This window comes from Sphingopyxis sp. HIX (assembly GCF_001468285.1).
Taxonomy (GTDB): Bacteria; Pseudomonadota; Alphaproteobacteria; order Sphingomonadales; family Sphingomonadaceae; genus Sphingopyxis.
In genome coordinates this window covers 80,017-101,999 of the sequence record NZ_LNSB01000010.1, presented here as the reverse complement: position 1 = coordinate 101,999, position 21,983 = coordinate 80,017, and the positions used below count along the sequence as shown (strand labels likewise).

Sequence of the window (21,983 nt, the reverse complement as noted above, 5' to 3'; positions counted from 1 at the left end):
AACGGGGATCGGATTTGGGACCAGTAGTGGAACAGGCGAAAGTGCGGCGGCGGTCGACCAAGGCCGAGCAGCGCGCCGAAACGATCGAGCAGATGCTCGACGAGGCCGAATATCTGTTTTCGAAGCACGGGCTGCACGGCGTCACGCTGAAGGACGTCGCGAAGCGCGTCGGCGTGCACCACACTTTGCTGAACTATTATTTCGAGGACAAGAAGAGCCTGTTCGACGCGGTCTTCGCGCGGCGCGCGGTGGTGACCAGCGAGCGGCGGATGAAGGCGCTCGACGATTATGAGAAGGCCGCGGGCGGCAAGCCGACGGTCGAGGGCGCGCTGCACGCCTTTCTCGACACCGACCTCGACCTCTATATCCATGGCGGCGAGGGGTGGAAGAATTACGGCGCGCTCGGTGCATTGGTCGCGAACACCCCCGAATGGGGCGCCGAGCTGATGGACAGCCATTTCGACCCGGTGGTGCTGCGGCTGATCGACCTGCTCAAGAAGGCGCTGCCCGACTGCGCCGAGCGCGACATCTTCTGGGGCTATCATTTCGTCACCGGCGCGCTGATGGTCACCCTCGCGCGCACCGGGCGCATCGACAAATTGTCGGGCGGGGTGTGCAAGTCAGAGGATTTCGAAGCGATCAAGGCGCGCATGGCGTCGTTCATGGCCGCGGGTTTCCTGCAGATCTGCAAGCCGGCTTAAGTTGGGCAGGAACTCTCTCGCCCATTTCAAGCTCGCTCAAGAAATTAACTAACTAGAGAGTGAATGAAGGAGTTTCGAGCATGATGACATCGGGATCGGATCGACTGCTCGCGGGCCGCGTGGCGATCGTGACCGGCGCGGGCGGCGGGCTCGGCCGGGCGCATGCGCTCTATCTGGCGAGCCAGGGTGCGTCGGTGGTCGTCAACGATCTGGCGCTCGAACCCGCCGAAGCCGTCGCCGGAGAGATTGCGGCGGCGGGCGGCACCGCGCTCGCGGTCGCGGGGTCGGTTACCGACGAGGCCGCGGTCGCGGCGATGGTGGCCGGGGTGCTCGATCGGTGGGGTCGCATCGACATATTGATCAACAATGCCGGCATCCTGCGCGACAAGAGCTTCGCCAAGATGAGCCTGGACGATTTCCGGCTGGTCGTCGACGTCCACCTGATCGGCGCCGCGATCTGCAGCAAGGCGGTGTGGGAGGTGATGCGCGCCCAGCAATATGGCCGGATCGTCATGACCACCTCCTCGTCGGGGCTGTGGGGCAATTTCGGGCAGGCCAATTATGGCGCGGCGAAAATGGCACTCGTCGGGCTGATGCAGACGCTGGCGATCGAGGGCGAGAAATATGGCATATGCGTCAACGCGCTGGCACCGACCGCGGCGACGCAGATGACGCACGGCGTGCTCGCGGACGAGAGCCTCGCGGCGCTCGACCCGGCGCTCGTCAGCCCCGCGCTGCTGCCGCTCGTGGCCGAAGCGGCTCCGACGCGGACGATCCTCTGCGCCGGGGCGGGGCATTTTGCCGCGGCCGAAGTGACGCTGTCGCCGGGCGTTCATATCGGTGCTGGCGCCGATGCGGGGCAGCGGCTGGCCGACGCCCTGCCGCAGGTGGTCGACCGCGACGGCGCGATCGTGCCCGCCTATGGCTTCACCCAGGCCGAGCGCGAGGTCGCGAGCGCCGCGGCGGCGCGCGAGCTGGCATAGCCATAGCGGCGGAAGGCACAGCATCGCCCGCTGCCGGGGCGGCGCGCGGCGTGATAGCCCTTGGGGCATGACCGACGCGACTCCGACCGATCCGATCGTCCAAACCGAGGCGGGGCAGCTGCGCGGCCGCGCCCACGGGAATATCGTCCGCTATCTCGGCATAGCCTATGCCGCGCCGCCGCGGCGCTTCGAACTGCCGCAGCCGGTCGCGGCATGGGACGGCGTACGCGACGCCCTCGATCCCGGGCCGACCGCACCGCATATGATCCGCGCCTTTCCCGCGATCGACATCGTACCGCTCGTCGGCAGCGGCTCGGACGGCGGCGACGGCGATTATCTGCGCGTCAATATCTGGGCCCCGAAGGACGCCAAGCGCGCGCCGGTGATGGTGTTCATCCACGGCGGCGGCTTCGTCGTCGGCAGCAAGGATGCGCCGGTCAGCGACGGGTCCGAATTCGCGCGCTCGGGCGTGATGTGCGTCGCGATCAACTATCGGCTGGGGATCGACGGTTTCCTGCCGGTGCCCGGCGTGCCGACCAATTTGGGACTGCGCGACATGATCTTCGCGCTCGGCTGGGTGCAACGCAACATCGCGGCCTTCGGCGGCGATCCGGCGAATGTCACCGTGTTCGGCGAAAGCGCGGGGGCGATGGCGATCGCCGACCTCGTTACCTCGCCGCTCGCCAAGGGGCTGTTCGCGCGTGCGATCGTCGAGAGCGGCCATGGCGCGATGGTACGCGATATCGCGGTGGCGCAGCGGCTGGTGAAGAAGCTCGCGAAGCTGCTCAAGGTCAGCCCCGACGCCGACGGGTTCCGCAGCGTGTCGCACGAAGCGGCGACCGCGGCGATCGAGAAGCTCGGCAAGCCCTGGGCGATCGACCTTCGCGATGCGGGCGGGCGCGAGCCGGTCTATGGGATCAGTCGTTTCATTCCCGTGTACGGCGACGATGTGTTGCCCGAGAAACCGCACGATGCTTTGCGTAGCGGCGCGGGGGCCGAGGTCGAGGTGCTGATCGGCAGCAATGCCGAGGAGATGAACCTCTATTTCGTGCCGACCGGGGTGCGTGCCAAGATCGGCGGGCTGTTCGCGCGCTGGCTGCTCGGGCGGTCGATGCCCGACGCCAAGGGCGCGCTGCTCGCTTATGGTTATAAGCAGAAGGGCGTGCGTCCGGGCGCGGCGCTGACCGATGCGATGAACGACCTCGTCTTCCGCTGGCCCGCGCGGCAATATGCCGCGGCGCATCGGGGCAAGACTTGGATGTACGAGTTCGACTGGCGCTCGCCCGCATGCGGGGGCGAGCTCGGCGCGTGCCACGGGATCGAGCTGCCCTTCGTGTTCAAGACGCTGGCGAGTGCGGCCGGGCCCAAGGGGCTGGCCGGCGAGGCGCCGCCGCAGGAGCTGGCCGAGCGGGTGCACAAGATATGGGTCGGCTTCGCGCGCGACGGGTCGCTGCCCTGGGCCGAGTTCGGGGGCGACCGGCAGATCTATCAGCTCGAACGCGGCGAGGCGGTGCATGAGCCGGTGATGCCTGCCGCCGCCTTCGTTCCGGAGTAAGCTCTCATGTATCTCGACAGACTGCGCCTCGACGGGCGCACCGCTTTCGTCACCGGCGGCGCGCAGGGGATCGGGCTTTGCGCTGCCGAGGCGCTCGCCGAAGCGGGTGCGCGGGTGACGATCGCCGATCGCGACGCGGCGGCGCTGGAGCGCGCGGTGGGCGAACTCGCGGCCAAGGGCTATGCCGTCCACGCCGAACAGCTTGACGTCACCGACAGCACCGCCGTAACCGCCGCCGCCGATGCGATGCTGGCGCGCGACGGGCGGATCGACATCCTCGTCAACAATGCCGGCATCGCGCGCAGCGAGACCGCAGCCGAGGATGTCGCCGACGAACATTGGTTGAATGTGCTCGACGTCAATCTGAACGGCAGCTTCTGGTGCGCGCGCGCCTTCGGGCGGCATATGCTGGCGGCGGGGCGGGGGAGCATCGTCAACGTCGGGTCGATGTCGGGCTTCATCGTCAACCGCCCGCAGCCGCAGAGCTATTATAACGCGTCCAAGGCCGCGGTGCACCAGCTGACCAAGAGCCTCGCCGCCGAATGGGCACCGCGCGGCGTGCGGGTGAATGCGGTCGCGCCGACCTATATCGCGACGCCGCTCAACGCCTTCGCCGACAAGGAGGGCGCGATGTACCGGCGCTGGATCGACGGCACCCCGCAGGCGCGGCTCGGCGAGCCCGAGGAGGTCGCGGCGGTGATCCTGTTCCTCGCGTCGGACATGGCGAGTTTGATGACCGGGAGCATCGTACTGGCCGACGGCGGGTATAGTTGTTGGTGATCCGGTCGAGTCAGACGCTAGCCTGACCATCTTCGTCACCCCGGGCTCGACCCGGCGTCCCGCCATTCACCGTCGCCAAGCGGACCCCGGGTCGAGCCCCGGGTGACGAGGGGGATGGCCGCCGTTCCGCCCCGGCAAAATCCCTCTGCCGATCGGCACAATCGGCGACCTTTCATACAGGTTGAAAAGCTGTCAGATAGGTTCCCGCAGGGCGGCCGCGACCGCCTCTTTTGGGGATGATGCCTGATGACCAAGTACCGTTTCGCCATTGCCTCGTCGCTCGCGCTCGCCGCCGTGCTGGCCGCGGCGCCCGTCCACGCGCAGGAGACGCCCGCCGCGGCGAGTGCCGAGGGCGAGGACGACGGCATCATCGTCGTCACCGCGCGCAAGCGCGACGAGACGTTGAACGACGTGCCGATCGCGGTCACCGCGATCACCGGCGACACGCTGATCGCGCGCGGCTTCAATTCGGTGCGCGAAGCCGCTGTGCTGTCGCCCGGGCTCAACATCAACAGCGACGGCACCGGCCGCGCCTTCGTCTCGATCCGCGGCGTCGGCGTGACGCTGGTGCAGAGCGTGCAGCCGGGCGTCGGCCTGTTCATCGACGGCATCTACCAGCCGAATACCGCCTATCTCAACAATCCGCTGACCGACGTCGAGCGGATCGAGGTCCTGCGCGGGCCGCAGGGCACGCTGTACGGCAAGAACACGATGGGCGGCGCGATCAACGTCATCACGCGCCAGCCGGGCAATGATTTCGAAGCGCGCGCCAATGCGAGCTACGCCGGCCCCGACAACAGCTGGATGGTCGCGGGTTCGGTGTCGGGCCCGATCGTCACCGACAAGGTGGCGCTGCGCGTTGCGGCGGCGCACCGCCAGCAGGACGGTTTCCTGACCAACAGCGTGATCGGCGGCGACGCCAACCCGCTCAACACCGACAGCCTCAACGCGACGCTGCGCGTCACTCCGTCGGACGGCTTTTCGCTGACGCTGAAGGGCTATTACGACAATGTCCGGGGCGTGAACGTCCCTTATTCGCGGGTCAGCGGCCCCACCGACTATCGCCCTGACGTCCAGTTCAACACGCTCAACGAAGTGCGCTTCAAATATCGCGGGTTCAACGCGCGCGCCGAAGCCGATCTCGGCGGCGGGTCGCGGCTCAGCGTCATCGGTGCCTATGATATGCGGGGCGGTTTCACCCCCGACGGCGAGGGCGACTTCGGTCCGACGAACACGGTGCGCACGATTGCGCGCGACAGCCTGCGCACGATGACGCTCGAATCGCGGCTCGACAGCGAATGGTCGGATCAGTTCTCGACCCTGTTCGGCGTCTTCTACAGCAACGAAATGGTCCGCGCGCGCGGGCAGGACACGATCAACCTCGTCCACCCGATCCTGGGCCCGGTGAACATCGTGCGCAGCACCACCGCGAAGAATGTCGGCGATACCTATGCCGCCTTCGGTACGGTCTTCTGGAAACCCAACCTCGACTGGGAAGTCGCGCTCGGGCTGCGATACGATCATGAGGACCGCGTCGCCAACGGCTCGGTCATCACGACCACGACGACCGTGCTCGGCGCGGTCACGGCGGGCGGCCTCGTCCCCACCGCGAAGATCAAGTCCGACGAATGGCAGCCCAAGCTGTCGGTCACGCGCAAATGGACCCCCGATTTCATGACCTATGTGTCGGTGGCGCGCGGCTATCGCGGCGGCGGTTTCAACGCCCCGACCGCGCCGACGCGCACCTATCGCGGGGACTCGGCCTGGACCTATGAGGCGGGCGCCAAATATGCCGCGCCGGGGATGAGCCTGTCGGGCACGGTCTTCTACAGCGATTACAAGGATTATATCGGGCTCAACTCGATCGCGCCGGCGGCGGGCGGCGGGCTCGTCACGGTCGACCTCAACACCGGCGACGTCGAAAGCTATGGCGTCGAACTCGAGGCGATGGTGCGGCCGGTGCAGGCGTGGACGCTGCGCGGCGGCTTCACCTGGATGCACGCGCGGATCGTCGACGACAGCGCCTATGTGGCGACCACCGGGCGCCAGCTGTCGTCCGACCGGCTGACCTTCCAGCCCGACTGGACCGCCAGCTTCTCGAGCGACTATCGCATCGAGACCGGCGGCGACAGCGACCTGACCTTGAGCGCGGGGCTGGTCGGCAAGGGCAAGCGCCTCGCCGCGACGCTCAACCAGACGACGCCGACCTTCCTCGACAGCTATTGGCTGACCAATGCGTCGATCGCCTATCGGACCGGTCCGGTCGAGGTCGCGCTGTTCGCGAACAACATCTTCAACACCGAATATTTCGAATCCTATATCGAGAAAACGACGCTGGCGCTCGCGGGGCTGCCGGCCTCCGATCTCGGCATCACCGGCGACCGCCGCCGTTACGGCGTGCGTGCAAGCCTGAAGTTCTGACCATGGCGGGGACGGCCTATGCCGGGGGGCGCAAGCCGCTCCCCGCCGACCTGGTGGGGGCGCTCGAGCAACGGTTCGGGGACCGTTTCGAGCGCGGTCAGGCGGTGCTCGGGCAGCATGGGGCAAGCGAGTCGCACTTCGCGCCCGTGCTGCCCGACGCCGTGGTCTTTGCGCTGACCACCGACGACGTCGTCGCGCTGGTGACGCTCTGCTCGGCGGCCGACGTGCCGATCGTGCCCTTCGGCGCGGGCACCTCGATCGAGGGCAATGCGCTACCGATCCGCGGCGGCATCTCGCTCGACATGAGCCGGATGGACAAGGTCATCGCGGTGCACGCCGAGGATTTCGACTGCGTCGTCCAGCCCGGCGTGCGGCGCGAGGAGCTCAACGTCCATCTGCGCGACCAAGGGCTGTTCTTCCCGATCGACCCGGGCGCCAATGCGACGATCGGCGGCATGGCCTCGACGCGCGCCTCGGGGACCAATGCGGTGCGCTACGGCACGATGAAGGACGCGGTGCTCAGCCTCGAAGTGGTGACGCCGCAGGGCAAGGTGATCCGCACCGCGCGCCGCGCGCGCAAGTCGGCGGCGGGGTACGACCTCACGCGGCTCTATGTCGGCTCGGAAGGCACGCTGGGCATCATCACCGAGGTGACGCTGCGGCTGCATCCGGTGCCCGATACGATTTCGGCGGCGGTGTGCAGCTTCGATACTTTGCCCGGCGCGGTCGATACGGTGGTGCAGGCGATCCAGAGCGCGGTACCGCTGGCGCGCGTCGAGATCCTCGACAAGAAGCAGATGGCGGCGGTCAATCGCTGGTCGAAGCTCGATTATCCCGAGGCGCCGACCTTGTTCTTCGAATTCCACGGCAGCGCGGCGCATGTCGCCGAGCAGGTCGAGACGGTGCGGATGCTCGCCGAGGCCAATGGCGGCAGCGACTTCGCCTGGTCGAACCTGCCCGAGGAGCGCACCAAGCTGTGGCGCGCGCGGCATGAAGCTTATTATGCCGCGGTCAACATGCGCGCGGGGGCGATCGGCTGGGCGACCGACGTCTGCGTTCCGATGAGCCGGCTCGCCGAATGTATCGGCGAGACCTATACCGACCTCGAGGCGTCGACGATCCCCTCGACGATCCTTGGCCATGTCGGCGACGGCAATTTCCATGTCGTCTTCTCGATCGATCCCGATGCGCCCGCAGAGATGGAAGAGGTGGAGGCGATCAACGCGCGGCTCGTCGAGCGCGCGCTGGCGATGGACGGCACTTGTACGGGCGAGCATGGCATCGGCATCGGCAAGCAGCAGTGGCTGGTCGCCGAACTCGGCGACGCGGTCGAGCAGATGAAGCTGGTGAAGCGTGCCTTCGACCCGCAGAATCTGCTCAACCCCGGCAAGATCTTCGCGCTCTGATGGCGAGCCAGGCCGAACCGCTCGCGCCGCCGGCGCGCCTCTCCGCCGCGGCGGCGCCCTTGCTGCTGCTCGCGCTCGTGACGACCGTCGCCTTCGCCGCGCTCGGCAGCTTCGGGACGATCCAGGAAAGCGCCAAGGCCGAAATGGGGCTCAGCGACGATCATCTCGCGCTGATCCAGGGGCTGGGTGCCGCGGTGCCGATGGTGCTCTTTTCGATTCCCGTCGGCATTCTCGTCGACCGGCGCAACCGCGTGCGGCTGACGATCGGGCTCGGCATCTTGTGGACGCTCGGGACGCTGCTCACCGCCTTCGCACCCGACGCGGCGCTGCTCACCGCGGCGCGGATGCTCACCGGCATCGGCTCGACGGGGTCGCTGACTGCTGCGCTGTCGCTCTGCGCCGATTATTGCGCCGCCGACCAGCGGGGCAGGGCGATGCTGATCGTCAATCTGGGCAAGGCGCTCGGCGTCGCGCTCGGTTTTGCACTGACCGGCTGGCTGTTCGGCTTCTTCGCCGATTTCACCGGGCCGGGGTGGTTCGAGCGCATGACGCCGTGGCGGAGCGCGCATGTCGCGCTCGCGGCGATCAGCGCTTTGTTGCTGCTGCCCTTGCTGTTCCTGCGCGAACCCGAACGGCGCGAGGTCGAGGCGAGCCCCGATGCGCCGTTCAAGATGGTCGCGGCCGAGCTCTGGGCGCGGCGCGCCTTCCTGGTCCCGCTTTTCGCGGGGCAGGTCGCGGTGGTGATGGCCGATGTCGCCGCGACCGTGTGGATCGCGCCGGTGCTGTCGCGCGATTTCGCCCTGCAGCCGCAGGATTTCTCGGGCTGGGTCGGCGCCTTGCTGTTCGGCACCGGCGTGCTCGGCGCGATCGTCGGCGGGCTGTCGGCCGACTGGGGGCAGAAGAGCGGGCGCCGGGGCGGCCTGCTGCTCGGCGCGGTGATCGCCGCGGGGATCGGCGTGCCCGCGGCACTCTTCCCGATCATGCCCAGCGTCACCGGGGTCGCGGTCATGCTCGGCATCATCTCGGCGGCGGGCGCAGTGACCGGGCTCGTCGTCTCGGTTGCGCTCACCGTCTATATCCCGAACGAGCTGCGCGGCCTCTGCATCGGTGCGTTCATCGCGGTCGCGGGGTTGATCGGTTTCGGGCTCGCGCCGTGGATCGTCACCCGCGTCAGCGCGATGATGGGCGGCGAGGCGATGCTCGCCGAGGCGCTCGCGCTGGTGGGGGTCACCGTCAGCGCGCTGTCCTTCGTCGCCTTCTGGCTCGCGATGCGCCGCGCGCCCGAACCTGTCAGACAGGTCTTGCAAAAGCTGTAAGATAGGTTATAGCCGGTCGCGGGAGAAATGCCATGGCGACCAAGCATCCGGTTATCGTTTCGCACGAGATGACGACATATGTCGGCGAGGGGGGCTGCGACCGTCGTCTGCTGCCGCCCGACGCGTTGATCCTGGGGTTCGGCGGGATCCAGGAACCGGTGGTGAGCACCCTGAGTTTCCGCGATCTCGAAAGCGCCGCGGGCGAGCATCTGCTCGTCTTCGCCGTCTCGCGCGGCGCGTGCCGCCGCCTGTTCGGCGAACTGCCCGATCCCGATGCACGCTGGTACCTGCCGTCGGACCTGCGCGCGCTCGGCCAGTCGATCCTCGCGCCCGACAGCGACGCCCCCGCGGTCGACACGTTGCGCCTGGCGCGCTCGATCGAGCTGCTCTGCCAATTCTTCGCCGCGCTCCGCGCCGGGCGCATGGTTACCGTCGACGGCCAGCCGAGCCTGTGCGAAAGCGACATCGCGCGCATCGCGGCGGCGCGCCGCATCGTCGACGAGCGTTGGCACGAGAAGCTCACCCTCGACGACATCGCGAAGAGCTGCGGCATCAATCGCGACAAGCTGACCCGCGGTTTCCGCGAGCTCTATCATTGCACCGTCGCCGAGGCGCTGAGCGAACGGCGCTTGCGCCAGGCGCGGCAGATGCTCGCGGCGAGCGACCTGCCGGTGGCGAGCATCGGCTATCGCTGCGGCTATCTCAACAACGCCAGCTTCACGCGCGCTTTCTCGCGCCGCTTCGGCATGGCGCCGACCGCGATGCGCCGCGTCGGGGTGGCGGCATGAGCGGGATGCTCGACGCTGCGGCGGGAGGCTCGCTCGTCGAGCGCGCGATGGAATATGTGCGCGACCATATCCGCACCAACGATTTGAAGGTCGGCGACACGCTGCCGGGCGAGGGGAGTTTCGCGGCGCAGATGGGGGTCAGCCGTCCGGTGATGCGCGAGGCGTTCGGCGCGCTCGCGGCGCTGCGGCTGGTCGATGTCGGCAACGGCCGCAAGCCGCGCGTCGGCGCGATCGACGGGTCGGTGATGGCGGCGTCGATGGGGCATGCGGTCAACACCGCGCAGGTCAGCCTCGCCGATGTCTGGGACGTGCGCCGCACGCTCGAGCTGCGCACCGCCGAGCTCGCCGCGCTGAACCGGACCGAGGAACAGGCGCGTGCGATCCTGCACGCGGCGCACGGCCTGGCGGTCGACCATGACGAGGCGGCGCGCACCGCCGCCGATACCGCCTTCCACCAGACGATCGCCGCGGCGAGCGGCAACCCGCTCTTCTATCAGATCGTGCGCTCGTTCGAGGAATTGATGGCGCTCGCCATCCCGCGCGCCTGGCAGGAACGCACGACGCAGGAAGAGCGCGAGGAAACGCTGGCGCTGCACCGCGAGGTCGCCGATGCGATCGCGGCGCGCGAGCCCGCGCGCGCGCGGATCGCGATGGAACAGCATTTCGCCAATTCGATCGGCGAGCGGCTGCGGGACGCGGGCTGATGGCCGGCGCGGCGCCGCCGGTCGGCCGCTTCGCGGGGGTCGAGCTGGGCGGGACCAAGGTCATCGTCACCCTGGCCGACGGGCTCGATATCGTCGAACAGCATAATCTGCCGACGACGAGCCCCGCCGAAACGCTGGGCGCCGCGGTCGCGCGGCTGGCGGCGTGGGACGATGCGGCGCCGCTGGCGGCGATCGGCATCGCCAGCTTCGGCCCGATCCGCGTCGATCCGGCGGCGGCCGACTATGGCACGATGCTCTATACGACCAAGCCCGGCTGGACCGGCGCGCGCGTTGTCCACGCCTTTGCCGAGCGCTTCGCTTGTCCGATCGCGCTCGATACCGATGTCAACGGCGCCGGCATCGCCGAGGCTGCGCTCGGCGCGGGGCGGGGGTGCAAGACCATCGTCTATCTGACGATCGGCACCGGGGTCGGCGGCGGCGTGATCGTCGGCGGGCGGCCGGTGATCGGCCGGCTGCACCCCGAAATCGGCCACCTGCGCCTGCGCCGCGCCGACGGCGATAGCTTCGCCGGGGCCTGCACCTTCCACGGCGATTGCATCGAAGGCCTGCTGAGCGGCCCGGCGCTGCGCGCGCGCTTCGGCCGCGACCCGGCGACGGTAGACCCCGGAAATCCGGCGTGGGACCTGGCCGCATCCGACCTCGCCGAGTTGTTCGTCGCGTTGATGCTGACGCTGTCCCCCGATCGCATCGTCGTCGGCGGCAGCGTCGCGCTGGGCCAGCCCGGCCTGCTGGTCCGTGCAACCGATCGCGCCGGTGAAAGGTTAATGAAATATATCGCTGATTATGACGTTACGGCCTTGTCGTGTATCGTCGTGCCGCCGGTACTGAAACACGACGCCGGCCCGCTGGGGGCGATCCTGCTCGCAGCCGGGGCGGATCAGGCTGGGACACCCGGTGTCAGAACGGACTTGCGTTCGGCCGCCCTTCGTGATTCACGGGTGTGAGAGCATAATTACATCGGCTTCCGTCGATAGGGTCGCAGCGAACGGAGACTGGCATGAAGGCAGATTATGCAGCGTCGGGACAGGCATGCGGCGTCGCCGCGTGGTCGCAGCGGTGGCTGCGGCGCGTGCGACCCGTCATACCTAGTTAGCCAGCTTGATTTAGACCCCCGATGTACTATTCCCGATCCGTGCAAGGCGATCCTGACAACTACCTCAGTCTCCTGTCGGCCGCGCAAATCGAAACGCTGCGGCATGTTTTCGAGCATAAAAATTCCAAGGAAATCGCCCGGCTGATGAACGTGTCGCCGCACACGGTCGACGAGCGCGTCCGGCGTGCTCTAAAAAAACTCAACGTTTCCAATCGTGTGGAGGCCGCAACGATATTGGCTCGTAACGGTGTCTTCGACGATGTTACCCCTTATCAGCCTTTGACATATCAATCGCTTTACCTTTCGGACGGCGCCGCGGGCGACGAAGGCGACCCGGGGCAAAGGTCGGCGTGGCAGGTTCTGAACATCGGACTTCCATTCCCGACCAAGTCCCAGCCGGTCAATCGGCATGGGTTGTTGGAAAGGATTGTCTGGCCAATCTTGATCGCCTTCGTGACGATTTTGGCCTTCTCCGCTCTCTATTCGATCCTTGTCGGACTTGGTCGGTTGACCTGACGTTCGAATGAATGCTGGCGGGGGGAACCGGTGGCATTCCTTTTTCAAGGACCAAGAAAATGCTGAACCAACGACTCTCCGGCGCAAAGAAGATCGCCTCCGAACTGCACCAGGCCGAAGACGCCATCGACGAGGCGATGATCCGCATCGCCAACCTCGCCGCGACGCTGCCCACCGTGCGCCGCGACACCAACATGTCGGCGATCGTCGGCCAGGAAGCGATGGCCAAGGTCGCGCACGCGCTCGCCGCCGCCGGCGACGTCCGCCAGCTGCTCACCGACGCGCACCTCGCGCTCACCGTCACCCAGAAGGAGGTCGGCCTCGGCACCCGCATGTTCGGCGCCGGCGTGAAGCCCGCGAGCGCGACGCTCGACGAGGGCAGCAACGACCTGGTGGCCGCGGCGCCGCTGGCCAAGGCCGGCTGATAACCGCGAAGGGTAGACATACGCCACATGTGGGCCGTTGCGATCTATTACGCTGTTTTGCTGGGCACGGTGGCCGTCGCGATGAGGCGCGGCGGCCCCCTCGAACGCTGGGCGGCGTATACGGCACTGATCGCTTCGGTCTGCTCCACATTGGTGTCACCCGTTCCGGAATGGACGAATATCGAAATCAATATCTTCGTCATCGACCTCATCGTCTTGGGAAGTTTCTGGTATATCGCTTTCAAAACAGACCGGTTTTGGCCTTATTGGATCACCGGCTGGCAGTTGATCGCGATTTTCGGACATCTTCAGAAGCTGATGTTTTCGGAGATATTGGCGCGCCCCTATTCGCTGCTTTCGATATATGTGTCCTATCCGATCCTGTTCGTGATCATGTACGCGGCGGGATCGACGAAACGGAACGGTGACATGAGGGCGACCGCCTAGCGGCGCCCCCAGGGGTCCCAAGTCATGCAGCAATTTTCGAATGTTGAAATTGCGGAAATCAAATCGCGGATCGACCAGATACAGGAGATGCTGGCGACGGGGGCGGGTGCGCAGGCGCCCGACGCCGCGCAGCCCGATCGTATCGACGCGCCGGTCCCGGGCCTGATCGAGCAGCTCAACTTCAGCATGCAGATGCGCCGCACGCGCAAGGCGCATTTCGGCAGCGCCCAGCTGACCGGGCCGACCTGGGACATGATGCTCGACCTGATGCTGGCCAAGACCAATGGCCGGGACCTCAGCGCCAGCGACCTTGCGACGGGCGCGGGCGTGCCGCTGTCGTCGGGGCTGCGCATGATCGCGCTGCTCGAGCAGTTGGACCTTGCCGAGCGCTATATCGACGAACGCGACCGCCGCCGCTCGATCGTGCGGCTCACCGACAATGGCGTCGACAGCATGACGCGCTATTTCGAGAAGATGGGGCAGGCGTGGAGCGGCCGGCAGCGCTATGCGATGTGAATCGCCAAGGCAGGTGACGGGCGATTGCGGTCATCCTAATCCTCCCTGTCGCGAAGCGATGGGGAGGGGACCATGCGAAGCATGGTGGAGGGGTGGCGGCCTTGAGCCGAGTTTATGGCGTCGACCCCTCCACCACCCTGCGGGTGGTCCCCCTCCCCACGGCTTCGCCGCAGGGAGGATTAATATGTCCGCTCCCCACCCCAAAACCGACCGCCCAAAACCCTACTCCGTAACCTCGCGCAGCATCCGGTCGATCTTCGCCATCGCGCCGGCCTTGATCTGGCACACGCGCGCGGCGCTGACGTCGAGCGTCAGGCCGATTTCCTGCAGGTTCAGTTCCTCGAAGAAATAGAGTTGCAGCACTAGCTGTTCGCGCTCGGGCAGCCGGGCGATGCACGCGCCCAGCGCTTCGAGCAGATCATCCTGCTCCAGCCGCTCGTCGGCGCCCTCGCTGTCGTCGGCGAAGAGGAAGCTGCCCTCGTCGACCAGGGCGTCGAGCGAGGTCGATCGGCCGTAGGTCGCGCTACGTTCGAGCGCGAAATATTCCTCCGGGCTCATCTCGAACGCCGCGGCCATTTCGGCGGTCGTCGGCGCGCGCATCAGATTCTGTTCGAGCGCCGCACGGACCGAGGCGATGCGCTTGCTCGCGACCATCGCCGAGCGGCCGATATCGGCCTCGCGGCGCAGCTGGTCGATCATCGCGCCGCGGATGCGCGTCGAGGCATAGGTGGCAAAGGCGTAGCCGCGATCCTCATAATGGCGGCTCGCCTCGATCAGCGCGATCAGCCCGGTCTGGATCAGGTCGTCGAGGTCGCTGGTGCGCGACACGCGCGAGAAGACCTGCCAGGCGATCTTGCGGACCAGCGGCGCATATTCATCGATCAGTTCCTCGGCGGTGGCGCCATAGCCCTGCGGCGACGTCGCACGATTCTGGGCGCGCGCGAACTGCTCGGCGGGCTCAATTCTCATGATGATGGTCCTTCATCTGGTCGGCGCTTTCGAGGCGGGGGACTTCGGCGCCGATCGTCGCGACGATCTCGGTCGCCTTGGTCGCCGGGATTTCGAGGTAGGAAATGACCGCGACGTCGGGGAAGGTCGCGCGCACCAGCCGCGACAGCGCAGGCCGGCAGATCGGCGACGCGACCAGCGCGAAGCTGCGGGTCGAAAGGAGCAGGGGCTCGACCGCCTGGCCGACCTGGTCGATGATCTTCATCGCGAGGCCATGCTCGAACGGCCAGTCGGCGCCGGGATTGGCGCGCACCGCCTGGTTGAGCAGCATCTCGATCTCGGGCGTAAAGGTGACGACGGGGAGCGGCATGCGGCTGGGCACGATCGTCTGGACGATCAGCGCGCCGATGCGCTGGCGCACCGCCTCGACCAGTTCGGTCTCGCCGAGCGGCTGCCCCGACATCGCAACCATCGCCTCGGCGATCTTGCGGAAATCGCGCAAGGGGATGCGCTCGATCAGCAAGGTCTTGCAAAGGCTGGCGATGCGCGGGAGGGGGAAGCCGGTCGGGGTGAGGCTGGCCGCGAGCTGCGGATAATGCGCCTTGAGATTGTCGACCAGCGCCTGCGCGTCGTCGATGCCGAACAGGTCCGACGCCGATCCGACGATGCTGTTGTTGAGGTGCGTCGCGACGACGGTGGCGGGATCGACGACGGTATAGCCGGCGGCGATCGCGTCGTTCTGTGCCGCGCGGGGAATCCAGAGGGCGTCGAGCCCGAAGGTCGGGTCCTTGCACGGGCGGCCCGCGACCTTGGTGACGAGGTCGCCCGAATCGAGCGCGAGCATTTCGTTGGGGAAGACCTCGTCCTCGCCGACGATCACCCCGGCGACCGAGATGCGATAGACGTTGCCGGGCAAGGACAAGTCGTCGCTGACCTTGACCGCGGGGACGACGAAGCCGAGTTCCTTCGACAGCTGGCGGCGGATGCCGGTGATGCGGCCCATCAGCGGCGCGCCCTTGCGTTCGTCGACCAGCGCGACGAGCGCATAGCCGATCTCGAGCTGGCAGGCGCTGCCTTCGCTGACGTCCGCCCAGTCGATGAGGTGCGGGTCGGCGGGCGGCGCGGCGGGTTCGGCGGCGACGATCGCGGCGCTGGCGGCCGCCTTGCGCAGCTGCCAGCCCATCGCGAGCGACAGCGCCGCGGCGGGCAGGATCAGCATCTGCGGCATCGCGGGGACGAGGCCGAGGACGAGGAGCACGCCACCGACCGCGAACCAGATGTGCGGCGCGGCGAACTGGCTGCCGATCTGGTCGCTGAGGTTGAGCGGCGAGGTGACGCGGGTGACGATCGCGGCGGCGGCGATCGACAGCAAAAGCGCCGGGATCTGCGCGACGAGCGCGTCGCCGATCGCGAGCGTGACATAGGTGCTGCCGGCTTCGGAGAAGCTCAGCCCATGGCTGAACACGCCGAGGATCAGCCCGCCGACGATGTTGACGAACAGGATCAGCAGGCCCGCGACCGCGTCGCCCTTCACGAATTTCGAGGCACCGTCCATCGAGCCGTAGAAATCGGCCTCGGTCGCGACTTCCTGGCGGCGCGCCTTGGCTTCGTCGGGGGTGAGCAGGCCGGCGTTGAGGTCGGCGTCGATCGCCATCTGCTTGCCGGGGAGGGCGTCGAGGGTGAAGCGCGCCGACACTTCGGAGACGCGGCCCGCGCCCTTGGTGATCACGACCATGTTGATGATCATCAGCACGACGAAGACGAACAGGCCGACGATATAATCGCCGCCGATCAGCACTTGGCCGAACGCCTCGATCACATGGCCCGCGGCGTGGGTGCCCTCGTGCCCGTGGACGAGCACGACGCGCGTCGAGGCGACGTTGAGCGCGAGGCGGAAGAGGGTGGTGAGGAGGAGGACGGTCGGGAAGGCCGAAAAGTCGAGCGGCTTCGCGGCCGACAGCGCGACCATCAGCACCGCGAGGCTGATCATGATGTTGGCGACGAAGCTGATGTCGAGGATCAGCGGCGAAACCGGGATCACCATCAGTGCGACGAGGATCAGCATGCCCGCGGGCAGCGCCGCGGCGCCGGCGAAGCGGCCCGCCTGCTTCATGCTCGGCATCGCGGTCACGCATTACCTCCCAAGGAGGCGAGGCGCTGATAGGCCTGGGCGGCGAAGCCCATCGAGAGTTTTTTGGGCATCGGCTGGATATCCATCATCGGGAGCGGCGGGCGTCCGCCCTGGGTGCCGCTGGCGCTGGCCATCTGCATGCGCCAGTCGGGATTGGCGGGCGGGGTGGCGCCGCCGCCGGGCATGAAGCCGGGGGCGCCGCCCGCGTCGAGCTTGGCGCGGAAGCGTTCGCGAATGTCCTGCAGGCTGCGCATGCTGCCGTCGGACGCGTAGAAGATCGAGCGGTTGGCCGCGGCAGCGTCGGGCAGCATCGCCGCGCCGGGCTGGTCGGGGTCGGTCGCCATCGCGGTCAGGAATTTGACCGCGCCGCCGCTGCCGAGGAAATGCGCGAGATAGAGGTCGACCGGCTCGGCGGCGCGGCCGATGCGGCTTTCGACATAGGCGCGGTTGTCCGAGGTGAAGGCCGCAGCCATCGCGGCCGAAGCGGCGGGATCGTCGCGCAGGTCCATGATCTGCTGGCGCAAGGTCGGGTCGGTGACGGTGAGGCGGCCCGACGCGTCGCGGCCGATCGCGTTCGCGGCCCAGCCAAGGCCATGGTCGGCGCCATGGCGGTCGAGCGTCGCGAGCCAGGTCGAGCGCGTGAACTGATAGAGGCCGCGCGCCGACGAGGTCGAGGCCTGCGCGGTCGGGTTGAACCCGCTTTCGACGCGCGCGACGTCGACCAGATAGTCGAAGTCGATGCCCGTGCGCGCCGACGCATCCTGCACCGCCGTCATCACGGGGGAGGCTGCGCCGCCGGCTGCACTGCTGTTGATCGTCGTCATGGCTTTCGGTCTCGCTGCATTCAGCAGACCAAAAGCAATCATCGTGCCATTCGCCCGAAAGGCGCGGGTTTCTTTGGTTAACTAGTAGCTCAGCGCGATCCCTTGCGACCGCGTTCCGCGCAGCGCATGGCCGTTGTCAATCCTCTGACGCGTCCAGTCCTTGAGGATGTTGACGCGGATCGCGGCGGCCTCGAGCTTGCGGAGGACCTTGTCGATCAGCATCCGCGCATGCTCCTCGCGCCCCGGCGGGACCTTGGCGCCCTTGAACAGGATCACCGCCGTCGCCAGCGCCTCGGTCGCGGCGACGATCGCGCCGGCGTCGTGCCCGTCCAGCGCCTCGACCAGCGCGTCGAGCTGCGCCTGTACCTCGTCCATCTGCATCATCATGCGTCGGCGCCGCCTGCATGGAACTGCAGCATCGCGCGCGCGGTGGCGGCGGGGTCGAGCCGGTAGCTGCCGCCCGCGATCGCCTCGCGGATCGCGGCGACGCGGCCATGGTCGACCGGCACCGGCTGGCTGGCGATATCGGCGGCGCGGGTGATCAGGCTGGCGCTCGCGGCGACGTCCTGCGCCGGGCGCGGCGTCGCGGCGGATTTTTCCTCGGTGGTGGCGGAGGTGAGTTTGCGCACGGCGCCGAGGCGCACGACATTGCCGACCTGCAATCCGATCTTGCCGTCTCCCGTCATATGCGCCTCCTTTCCGAAGGCCGCCGTCGGAAAATCGACGCGGCGCTTACAGGGGCTTTAACGGCGGGGTGCGCGGGCGATTAAGGCGCGTTTCGCGAAAAAGATAAGAAAAGGCCCGGCGGCGTCGGAAAACCGACAGCCACCGGGCCAGGGCAGGGTTTCTACGTCCGTCATCCCGGCGAAGGCCGGGATCTCGCCGGTGGATAATGGCGAGAGGGTGAGATCCCGGCCTTCGCCGGGATGACGGTGATTATTCGGCGAAGGGGCGTCAGTCGGCGAGGCGCGCGCGGCCGGGGCCGGTGACGATGGCGCTGAGGCTCGATTTGGGATCGCTGCCCTTGAGCGCGATGAGCTCGCCGACGCGGCCGTCCTGCGTCGCGGTGGCGGCATAGCTGATCGCGAAGCTTTCGGTTTCGATCGTCACGCGGACATTGTCGCCGCGGCGGATGGCGGGCGAGGCGGCGGCGGGTTTGGCGACGAAGCCGCCCGCGGCGCTGGCGCCCGCGGGGCCGCTCATCGGCACGCGCAGCCGCCAGCCGAGCGAGGGACAGCGCACCGCGAGCGCATTGGCGTCGATCGCGGTGACCGAGGCCTGCTCGGGGCAACGCGCGAGCTTGATGCGGCGGTCGATCGGGGTCGCGGTGCGCCCCATCGCATTGGCCACCATCGCGGTCAGCACGTCGATCGTCTGCCAGTCCTCGCTGGCCTGCTGCGCCGATGCGGCGGGGATAGCGGCGGCAAAGGCGGCGATGCCCATTATGATCTTGCGGTTCACGACCCATCTCCTTCGGTCCAAAATGGTCGCTCGCAGGATTGCAGGATGCGTGCCAGTCGCGCTTTGCCGCGGGGTTCGGGGACTGGTGGCAGGGGGCCGTCAGATTTTTGACCGCCGCGCGTCAGGCCGAAATCGGGCCGTCGGCAATCGCCTGTTTCACGCTGATTTCCGGCCAGAAAATCATTTTGGCACGCCCATTGCATCATGCCTTGGTGTTTCCGCGCGTCTGCGCCGGCCGGTGCCGGACGGGACGGCGGAGGAAGGATTAAGGCTATGGCATCCGAAAAGCTCTTTGGCATCCACGCCAGCGCGCTTCAGCTGCGCAGCCAGCGCATGATGATGCTGGCGTCGAACATCGCCAACGCCGCGACGCCCGGTTACAAGGCGCGCGACATCGATTTCTCGAAGGCGCTCGACCTCGCGCAGCAGGGCGGCGACATGCAGGGCGCGATTTCCTATCGCGTGCCCGTCCAGTCCTCGCTCGACGGCAACACCGTCGAAATGGCGACCGAGCAGACCGCCTTTGCCGAAAACGCGCTCGCCTATCGCTCGAGCCTCTCTTTCCTGTCGGGGCGCGTCAACACGCTGACCCGCGCGCTGAAGGGCGAATGACCATGAACGGCTCGCTCTCGGTCTTCGACATCAGCGGCCGCGCGATGTCGGCGCAGCTCGTCCGCCTCAACACCACCGCGTCGAACCTGGCCAATGCCGGGACCACGGCGGGCAGCGAGGCGACCGCCTATCGCGCGATGAAGCCGGTGTTCCGCACCGTGATGGACGAACAGGGCCGCGCGACGGTCCAGGTCGACCAGGTCACGCAGACCAAGATGACCCCGACCAAGAAGCACGATCCCAACAATCCGCTGGCCGATGCCGACGGCAATGTCTGGGAAGCCGCGGTCGATAGTGCCGCCGAGCTGGTCGAGATGGTCGAGACCGCCCGGCAGTATCAGAACAATGTCCAGGTCCTGGAAACCGCCAAGGGCCTGATCAACGAAACCCTCAGGATGGGACAGTAAGATGGCCGTGAACAGCATCACCAACAACAGCAACCCGGTGATCAACCCGCCGGGAACCGCGAACCAGATGGGGCAGCAGGACTTCCTGCGTCTGATGACCGCGCAGCTGAGCCAGCAGGACCCGTTCAACCCGGTCGATAACCAGCAGATGGTCGCGCAGATGGCGCAATTCTCCAGCCTCGCCGGGATCACCGAGACCAACACCACGCTCCAGCAGATTTCCGAGCAGCTCACGGCGCAGACCCAGCTGCTCAAGGACATCAAGGCGGCGACCACGCCCGCCCCCACCGACACCACCCAGCAGTAAGGATCGTTTCATGTCTTTCTATACCTCGCTTTCGGGCCTCAAGGGCGCCCAGACCGAAATGTCGGTCGTATCGAACAACATCGCCAACGCCGGCTCGATCGGCTTCAAGCGCAGCAAGGCGCAGTTCGGCGACATCTTCGCCGCTTCGCCCAACCAGTCGGCCAAGACGGTCGCGGGGCAGGGCACGCGCCTGAACGGCATCACCCAGCAGTTCACCCAGGGGTCGTATGAATCGAGCGAGAAGACGTTCGACATGGCGATCATCGGCGACGGCATGTTCGTCGTGAAGGGCGAGCCGCCGCGCAACCAGGTTACCTACACCCGCAACGGCTCGTTCACGCCGCTCGACGACGGGCGCGTGATCGACTCGACCGGCGCGACGCTGCAGCTGCTGCCCGTCGACGCCGACGGCAATGTCACCAGCCGCGACCTTGCCTCGACCACCGACTTCGTCGTGCCGCAGCACGCGGCGGGCAATCCCGATGCGGCGCTGGTCAACGTCTCGATCGGGCTCGACGGCCTCGCCTCGGCGACCTTCGCCGACGGATCGACGCAGGTGCTCGGCAAGATCGCGATGGCGACCTTCCCCGCGATGGAGGGGCTGCGCCCCGTGGGCGACGCGCACTGGCAGTCGACCGGCGACAGCGGCCCGCCGACGATCGACGCCGCGACCAACGGCCCGATGGGCACGATCCGCTCGGGCGCACTCGAACGTTCGAACGTCGACATCACCGAGGAACTGGTGATGCTGATCGCCGCGCAGCGCAATTTCCAGGCCAATGCAAAGGCGATCGAGGGCGCGTCCGCGCTGACCCAGACGATCATCGGCCTGCGCTGATAATCCGCTAACCGCCGCCTGCCGGAAGGATCCCCATGGACCGCGTCATCTATACCAGCCTCACCGCGATGCGGGGCAGCATGGCCCGGCAGACGGCGATCGCAAACAACCTCGCCAACGCGCAAACCCCGGGCTTTCGCGCCGACATGGCCGAGGCGCAGTCCTTGTGGCTGCACGGCAATGGGCTCGGCGGGCGCGCGATGGCGTCGGAAGAGGTCGTCGGCGCCGACATGCGCGCCGGCACGATCACCGCGACGGGGCGCGACCTCGACATCGCGATGGCCGGCGACGCGATGCTCGTCGTCCAGGCGCCGAACGGCGAGGAAGCCTATACCCGCCGCGGCGACCTGCAGCTGTCGCCGAGCGGGCTGCTGACCACGGGCGACGGCAATCCGGTACAGGGCCTGCAGGGCCCGGTCACCATCCCGCCCGCGGATTCGATCAAGATCGATGAGCAGGGCCGCGTCTTCGTCGTGCCCGCCGGCGGCGATCCCGAAAATCCGCAGGAGGTCGACCGGCTGCGCCTCGCGACCACGACGGGCTCGGACATCGTCAAGGGGCTCGACAACCTCTTCCGCGTGAAGGGCGGCGGCATATTGCCCGACGATCCCGAAGCGCGCGTCATCACCCGCTCGATCGAGGGCTCGAACGTCACCGCGACGGTCGCCCTCGTCGACATGATCGAGGCCAGCAAGGCCTGGGATTCGCAATTGAAGCTCATCGAGGACGCGCGCGACATGGACAGCTCGACCGCGAACCTGATGGCGCTGCCGCGTTAAGGAG

The 21,983-nt window shown here is 67.4% G+C and carries 25 protein-coding genes; 19 read left to right on the top strand and 6 right to left on the bottom strand.

All coding sequences use genetic code 11. The annotated features are described in order from the left end of the window. The first annotated feature begins 26 nt into the window (after positions 1–26). The 14 genes from ATE62_RS06965 to ATE62_RS06900 all read left to right on the top strand — a co-directional run bounded on the left by ATE62_RS06965 (position 27) and on the right by ATE62_RS06900 (position 13,672). Entirely contained in the window at positions 27–701 is a 675-nt protein-coding gene (locus ATE62_RS06965; RefSeq protein WP_231736163.1) for a TetR/AcrR family transcriptional regulator, read from the top strand. An 80-nt stretch (positions 702–781) separates the two neighbouring features. After that, complete coding sequence (locus tag ATE62_RS06960) at positions 782–1,684, top strand: SDR family NAD(P)-dependent oxidoreductase (protein ID WP_443028856.1); 903 nt, start codon at positions 782–784, stop codon at positions 1,682–1,684. Between the two features lie 67 nt (positions 1,685–1,751). Further along, entirely contained in the window at positions 1,752–3,239 is a 1,488-nt protein-coding gene (locus ATE62_RS06955) for a carboxylesterase/lipase family protein (protein ID WP_058808088.1), read from the top strand. A 6-nt stretch (positions 3,240–3,245) separates the two neighbouring features. Next, positions 3,246–4,019, top strand: coding sequence for an SDR family NAD(P)-dependent oxidoreductase (locus tag ATE62_RS06950; RefSeq protein WP_058808087.1), 774 nt, complete (start codon positions 3,246–3,248; stop codon positions 4,017–4,019). Positions 4,020–4,265: 246 nt separating this feature from the next. Continuing rightward, on the top strand, positions 4,266–6,440 hold the full coding sequence (locus ATE62_RS06945) for a TonB-dependent receptor (RefSeq protein ID WP_058808086.1): 2,175 nt from the start codon (positions 4,266–4,268) through the stop codon (positions 6,438–6,440). A 2-nt stretch (positions 6,441–6,442) separates the two neighbouring features. Next, the gene (locus ATE62_RS06940; protein ID WP_058808085.1) at positions 6,443–7,846 is read left to right on the top strand and encodes an FAD-binding oxidoreductase; all 1,404 of its coding nucleotides are present in this window, start codon (positions 6,443–6,445) and stop codon (positions 7,844–7,846) included. After that, on the top strand, positions 7,846–9,162 hold the full coding sequence (locus tag ATE62_RS06935; RefSeq protein WP_058808084.1) for an MFS transporter: 1,317 nt from the start codon (positions 7,846–7,848) through the stop codon (positions 9,160–9,162). The genes ATE62_RS06940 and ATE62_RS06935 overlap by 1 nt, the downstream gene beginning before the upstream one ends. A gap of 32 nt (positions 9,163–9,194) precedes the next feature. Further along, positions 9,195–9,950 (top strand): helix-turn-helix domain-containing protein, encoded by a 756-nt coding sequence (locus ATE62_RS06930; protein ID WP_156420535.1) that lies wholly within the window; start codon positions 9,195–9,197, stop codon positions 9,948–9,950. Next, on the top strand, positions 9,947–10,654 hold the full coding sequence (locus ATE62_RS06925) for a FadR/GntR family transcriptional regulator (protein WP_058808083.1): 708 nt from the start codon (positions 9,947–9,949) through the stop codon (positions 10,652–10,654). The genes ATE62_RS06930 and ATE62_RS06925 overlap by 4 nt, the downstream gene beginning before the upstream one ends. Beyond that, on the top strand, positions 10,654–11,619 hold the full coding sequence (locus ATE62_RS06920) for an ROK family protein (protein WP_058808082.1): 966 nt from the start codon (positions 10,654–10,656) through the stop codon (positions 11,617–11,619). Before ATE62_RS06925 ends, ATE62_RS06920 begins: the two co-directional genes overlap by 1 nt. A gap of 170 nt (positions 11,620–11,789) precedes the next feature. Next, positions 11,790–12,284: a response regulator transcription factor gene (locus tag ATE62_RS06915; RefSeq protein WP_058808081.1), complete on the top strand. Its 495-nt coding sequence runs from the start codon at positions 11,790–11,792 to the stop codon at positions 12,282–12,284. Between the two features lie 59 nt (positions 12,285–12,343). Next, on the top strand, positions 12,344–12,709 hold the full coding sequence (locus ATE62_RS06910; RefSeq protein WP_058808080.1) for a hypothetical protein: 366 nt from the start codon (positions 12,344–12,346) through the stop codon (positions 12,707–12,709). Between the two features lie 27 nt (positions 12,710–12,736). Further along, complete coding sequence (locus ATE62_RS06905) at positions 12,737–13,156, top strand: hypothetical protein (RefSeq protein ID WP_058808079.1); 420 nt, start codon at positions 12,737–12,739, stop codon at positions 13,154–13,156. Between the two features lie 24 nt (positions 13,157–13,180). Continuing rightward, positions 13,181–13,672: a winged helix DNA-binding protein gene (locus tag ATE62_RS06900; RefSeq protein ID WP_058808078.1), complete on the top strand. Its 492-nt coding sequence runs from the start codon at positions 13,181–13,183 to the stop codon at positions 13,670–13,672. Positions 13,673–13,894: 222 nt separating this feature from the next. Here the strand turns inward: ATE62_RS06900 and ATE62_RS06895 are convergent, their stop codons facing one another. The 6 genes from ATE62_RS06895 to ATE62_RS06870 form a co-directional block, all read right to left on the bottom strand. Then, a complete protein-coding gene (locus tag ATE62_RS06895) occupies positions 13,895–14,641 on the bottom strand; it encodes a sigma-70 family RNA polymerase sigma factor (RefSeq protein WP_058808077.1) in 747 nt (248 codons plus the stop codon). Next, positions 14,631–16,742 carry a flagellar biosynthesis protein FlhA gene (flhA, locus tag ATE62_RS06890; RefSeq protein WP_058808101.1) on the bottom strand — a complete coding sequence of 704 codons (2,112 nt, stop codon included), beginning with the start codon at positions 16,740–16,742 and terminating at the stop codon, positions 14,631–14,633. Before flhA ends, ATE62_RS06895 begins: the two co-directional genes overlap by 11 nt. Before the next feature lie 5 nt (positions 16,743–16,747). After that, a complete protein-coding gene (locus ATE62_RS06885) occupies positions 16,748–17,575 on the bottom strand; it encodes a transglycosylase SLT domain-containing protein (protein ID WP_058808076.1) in 828 nt (275 codons plus the stop codon). An 81-nt stretch (positions 17,576–17,656) separates the two neighbouring features. Next, positions 17,657–17,962 carry a hypothetical protein gene (locus ATE62_RS06880; RefSeq protein ID WP_058808075.1) on the bottom strand — a complete coding sequence of 102 codons (306 nt, stop codon included), beginning with the start codon at positions 17,960–17,962 and terminating at the stop codon, positions 17,657–17,659. Then, positions 17,959–18,261 (bottom strand): flagellar biosynthesis anti-sigma factor FlgM, encoded by a 303-nt coding sequence (flgM, locus tag ATE62_RS06875; protein WP_058808074.1) that lies wholly within the window; start codon positions 18,259–18,261, stop codon positions 17,959–17,961. Before flgM ends, ATE62_RS06880 begins: the two co-directional genes overlap by 4 nt. A 268-nt stretch (positions 18,262–18,529) precedes the next feature. Next, positions 18,530–19,036, bottom strand: a complete 507-nt coding sequence (locus ATE62_RS06870) for a flagella basal body P-ring formation protein FlgA (RefSeq protein WP_058808073.1) — start codon at positions 19,034–19,036, stop codon at positions 18,530–18,532. A gap of 273 nt (positions 19,037–19,309) precedes the next feature. Between ATE62_RS06870 and ATE62_RS06865 the strand changes: the two genes are divergently transcribed. Genes ATE62_RS06865 through ATE62_RS06845 form a run of 5 tightly spaced genes read left to right on the top strand, consistent with a single transcriptional unit; the run spans position 19,310 to position 21,979 of the window. Then, positions 19,310–19,648: a flagellar basal body rod protein FlgB gene (locus ATE62_RS06865; RefSeq protein WP_058808072.1), complete on the top strand. Its 339-nt coding sequence runs from the start codon at positions 19,310–19,312 to the stop codon at positions 19,646–19,648. After that, the gene (gene flgC / locus ATE62_RS06860; RefSeq protein WP_058808071.1) at positions 19,645–20,055 is read left to right on the top strand and encodes a flagellar basal body rod protein FlgC; all 411 of its coding nucleotides are present in this window, start codon (positions 19,645–19,647) and stop codon (positions 20,053–20,055) included. The genes ATE62_RS06865 and flgC overlap by 4 nt, the downstream gene beginning before the upstream one ends. A gap of 1 nt (position 20,056) precedes the next feature. Next, positions 20,057–20,362: a flagellar hook assembly protein FlgD gene (locus ATE62_RS06855; protein WP_058808070.1), complete on the top strand. Its 306-nt coding sequence runs from the start codon at positions 20,057–20,059 to the stop codon at positions 20,360–20,362. 10 nt (positions 20,363–20,372) lie between these two features. Beyond that, positions 20,373–21,200 (top strand): flagellar hook-basal body complex protein, encoded by an 828-nt coding sequence (locus ATE62_RS06850; protein ID WP_058808069.1) that lies wholly within the window; start codon positions 20,373–20,375, stop codon positions 21,198–21,200. A gap of 35 nt (positions 21,201–21,235) precedes the next feature. After that, entirely contained in the window at positions 21,236–21,979 is a 744-nt protein-coding gene (locus tag ATE62_RS06845) for a flagellar basal body rod protein FlgF (protein ID WP_058808068.1), read from the top strand. Positions 21,980–21,983: the final 4 nt, after the last annotated feature.

What these genes read in the sequence shown, in the direction of transcription:
- ATE62_RS06960 (WP_443028856.1), top strand. Translation starts at nt 782, where the DNA reads ATGATGACATCGGGATCGGATCGACTGCTCGCGGGCCGCGTGGCGATC.
- ATE62_RS06955 (WP_058808088.1), top strand. Translation starts at nt 1,752, where the DNA reads ATGACCGACGCGACTCCGACCGATCCGATCGTCCAAACCGAGGCGGGG.
- ATE62_RS06950 (WP_058808087.1), top strand. Translation starts at nt 3,246, where the DNA reads ATGTATCTCGACAGACTGCGCCTCGACGGGCGCACCGCTTTCGTCACC.
- ATE62_RS06945 (WP_058808086.1), top strand. Translation starts at nt 4,266, where the DNA reads ATGACCAAGTACCGTTTCGCCATTGCCTCGTCGCTCGCGCTCGCCGCC.
- ATE62_RS06940 (WP_058808085.1), top strand. Translation starts at nt 6,443, where the DNA reads ATGGCGGGGACGGCCTATGCCGGGGGGCGCAAGCCGCTCCCCGCCGAC.
- ATE62_RS06935 (WP_058808084.1), top strand. Translation starts at nt 7,846, where the DNA reads ATGGCGAGCCAGGCCGAACCGCTCGCGCCGCCGGCGCGCCTCTCCGCC.
- ATE62_RS06930 (WP_156420535.1), top strand. Translation starts at nt 9,195, where the DNA reads ATGGCGACCAAGCATCCGGTTATCGTTTCGCACGAGATGACGACATAT.
- ATE62_RS06925 (WP_058808083.1), top strand. Translation starts at nt 9,947, where the DNA reads ATGAGCGGGATGCTCGACGCTGCGGCGGGAGGCTCGCTCGTCGAGCGC.
- ATE62_RS06920 (WP_058808082.1), top strand. Translation starts at nt 10,654, where the DNA reads ATGGCCGGCGCGGCGCCGCCGGTCGGCCGCTTCGCGGGGGTCGAGCTG.
- ATE62_RS06915 (WP_058808081.1), top strand. Translation starts at nt 11,790, where the DNA reads ATGTACTATTCCCGATCCGTGCAAGGCGATCCTGACAACTACCTCAGT.
- ATE62_RS06910 (WP_058808080.1), top strand. Translation starts at nt 12,344, where the DNA reads ATGCTGAACCAACGACTCTCCGGCGCAAAGAAGATCGCCTCCGAACTG.
- ATE62_RS06905 (WP_058808079.1), top strand. Translation starts at nt 12,737, where the DNA reads ATGTGGGCCGTTGCGATCTATTACGCTGTTTTGCTGGGCACGGTGGCC.
- ATE62_RS06900 (WP_058808078.1), top strand. Translation starts at nt 13,181, where the DNA reads ATGCAGCAATTTTCGAATGTTGAAATTGCGGAAATCAAATCGCGGATC.
- ATE62_RS06895 (WP_058808077.1), bottom strand. Translation starts at nt 14,641, where the DNA reads ATGAGAATTGAGCCCGCCGAGCAGTTCGCGCGCGCCCAGAATCGTGCG.
- flhA (WP_058808101.1), bottom strand. Translation starts at nt 16,742, where the DNA reads ATGCCGAGCATGAAGCAGGCGGGCCGCTTCGCCGGCGCCGCGGCGCTG.
- ATE62_RS06885 (WP_058808076.1), bottom strand. Translation starts at nt 17,575, where the DNA reads ATGACGACGATCAACAGCAGTGCAGCCGGCGGCGCAGCCTCCCCCGTG.
- ATE62_RS06880 (WP_058808075.1), bottom strand. Translation starts at nt 17,962, where the DNA reads ATGATGATGCAGATGGACGAGGTACAGGCGCAGCTCGACGCGCTGGTC.
- flgM (WP_058808074.1), bottom strand. Translation starts at nt 18,261, where the DNA reads ATGACGGGAGACGGCAAGATCGGATTGCAGGTCGGCAATGTCGTGCGC.
- ATE62_RS06865 (WP_058808072.1), top strand. Translation starts at nt 19,310, where the DNA reads ATGGCATCCGAAAAGCTCTTTGGCATCCACGCCAGCGCGCTTCAGCTG.
- flgC (WP_058808071.1), top strand. Translation starts at nt 19,645, where the DNA reads ATGACCATGAACGGCTCGCTCTCGGTCTTCGACATCAGCGGCCGCGCG.
- ATE62_RS06855 (WP_058808070.1), top strand. Translation starts at nt 20,057, where the DNA reads ATGGCCGTGAACAGCATCACCAACAACAGCAACCCGGTGATCAACCCG.
- ATE62_RS06850 (WP_058808069.1), top strand. Translation starts at nt 20,373, where the DNA reads ATGTCTTTCTATACCTCGCTTTCGGGCCTCAAGGGCGCCCAGACCGAA.
- ATE62_RS06845 (WP_058808068.1), top strand. Translation starts at nt 21,236, where the DNA reads ATGGACCGCGTCATCTATACCAGCCTCACCGCGATGCGGGGCAGCATG.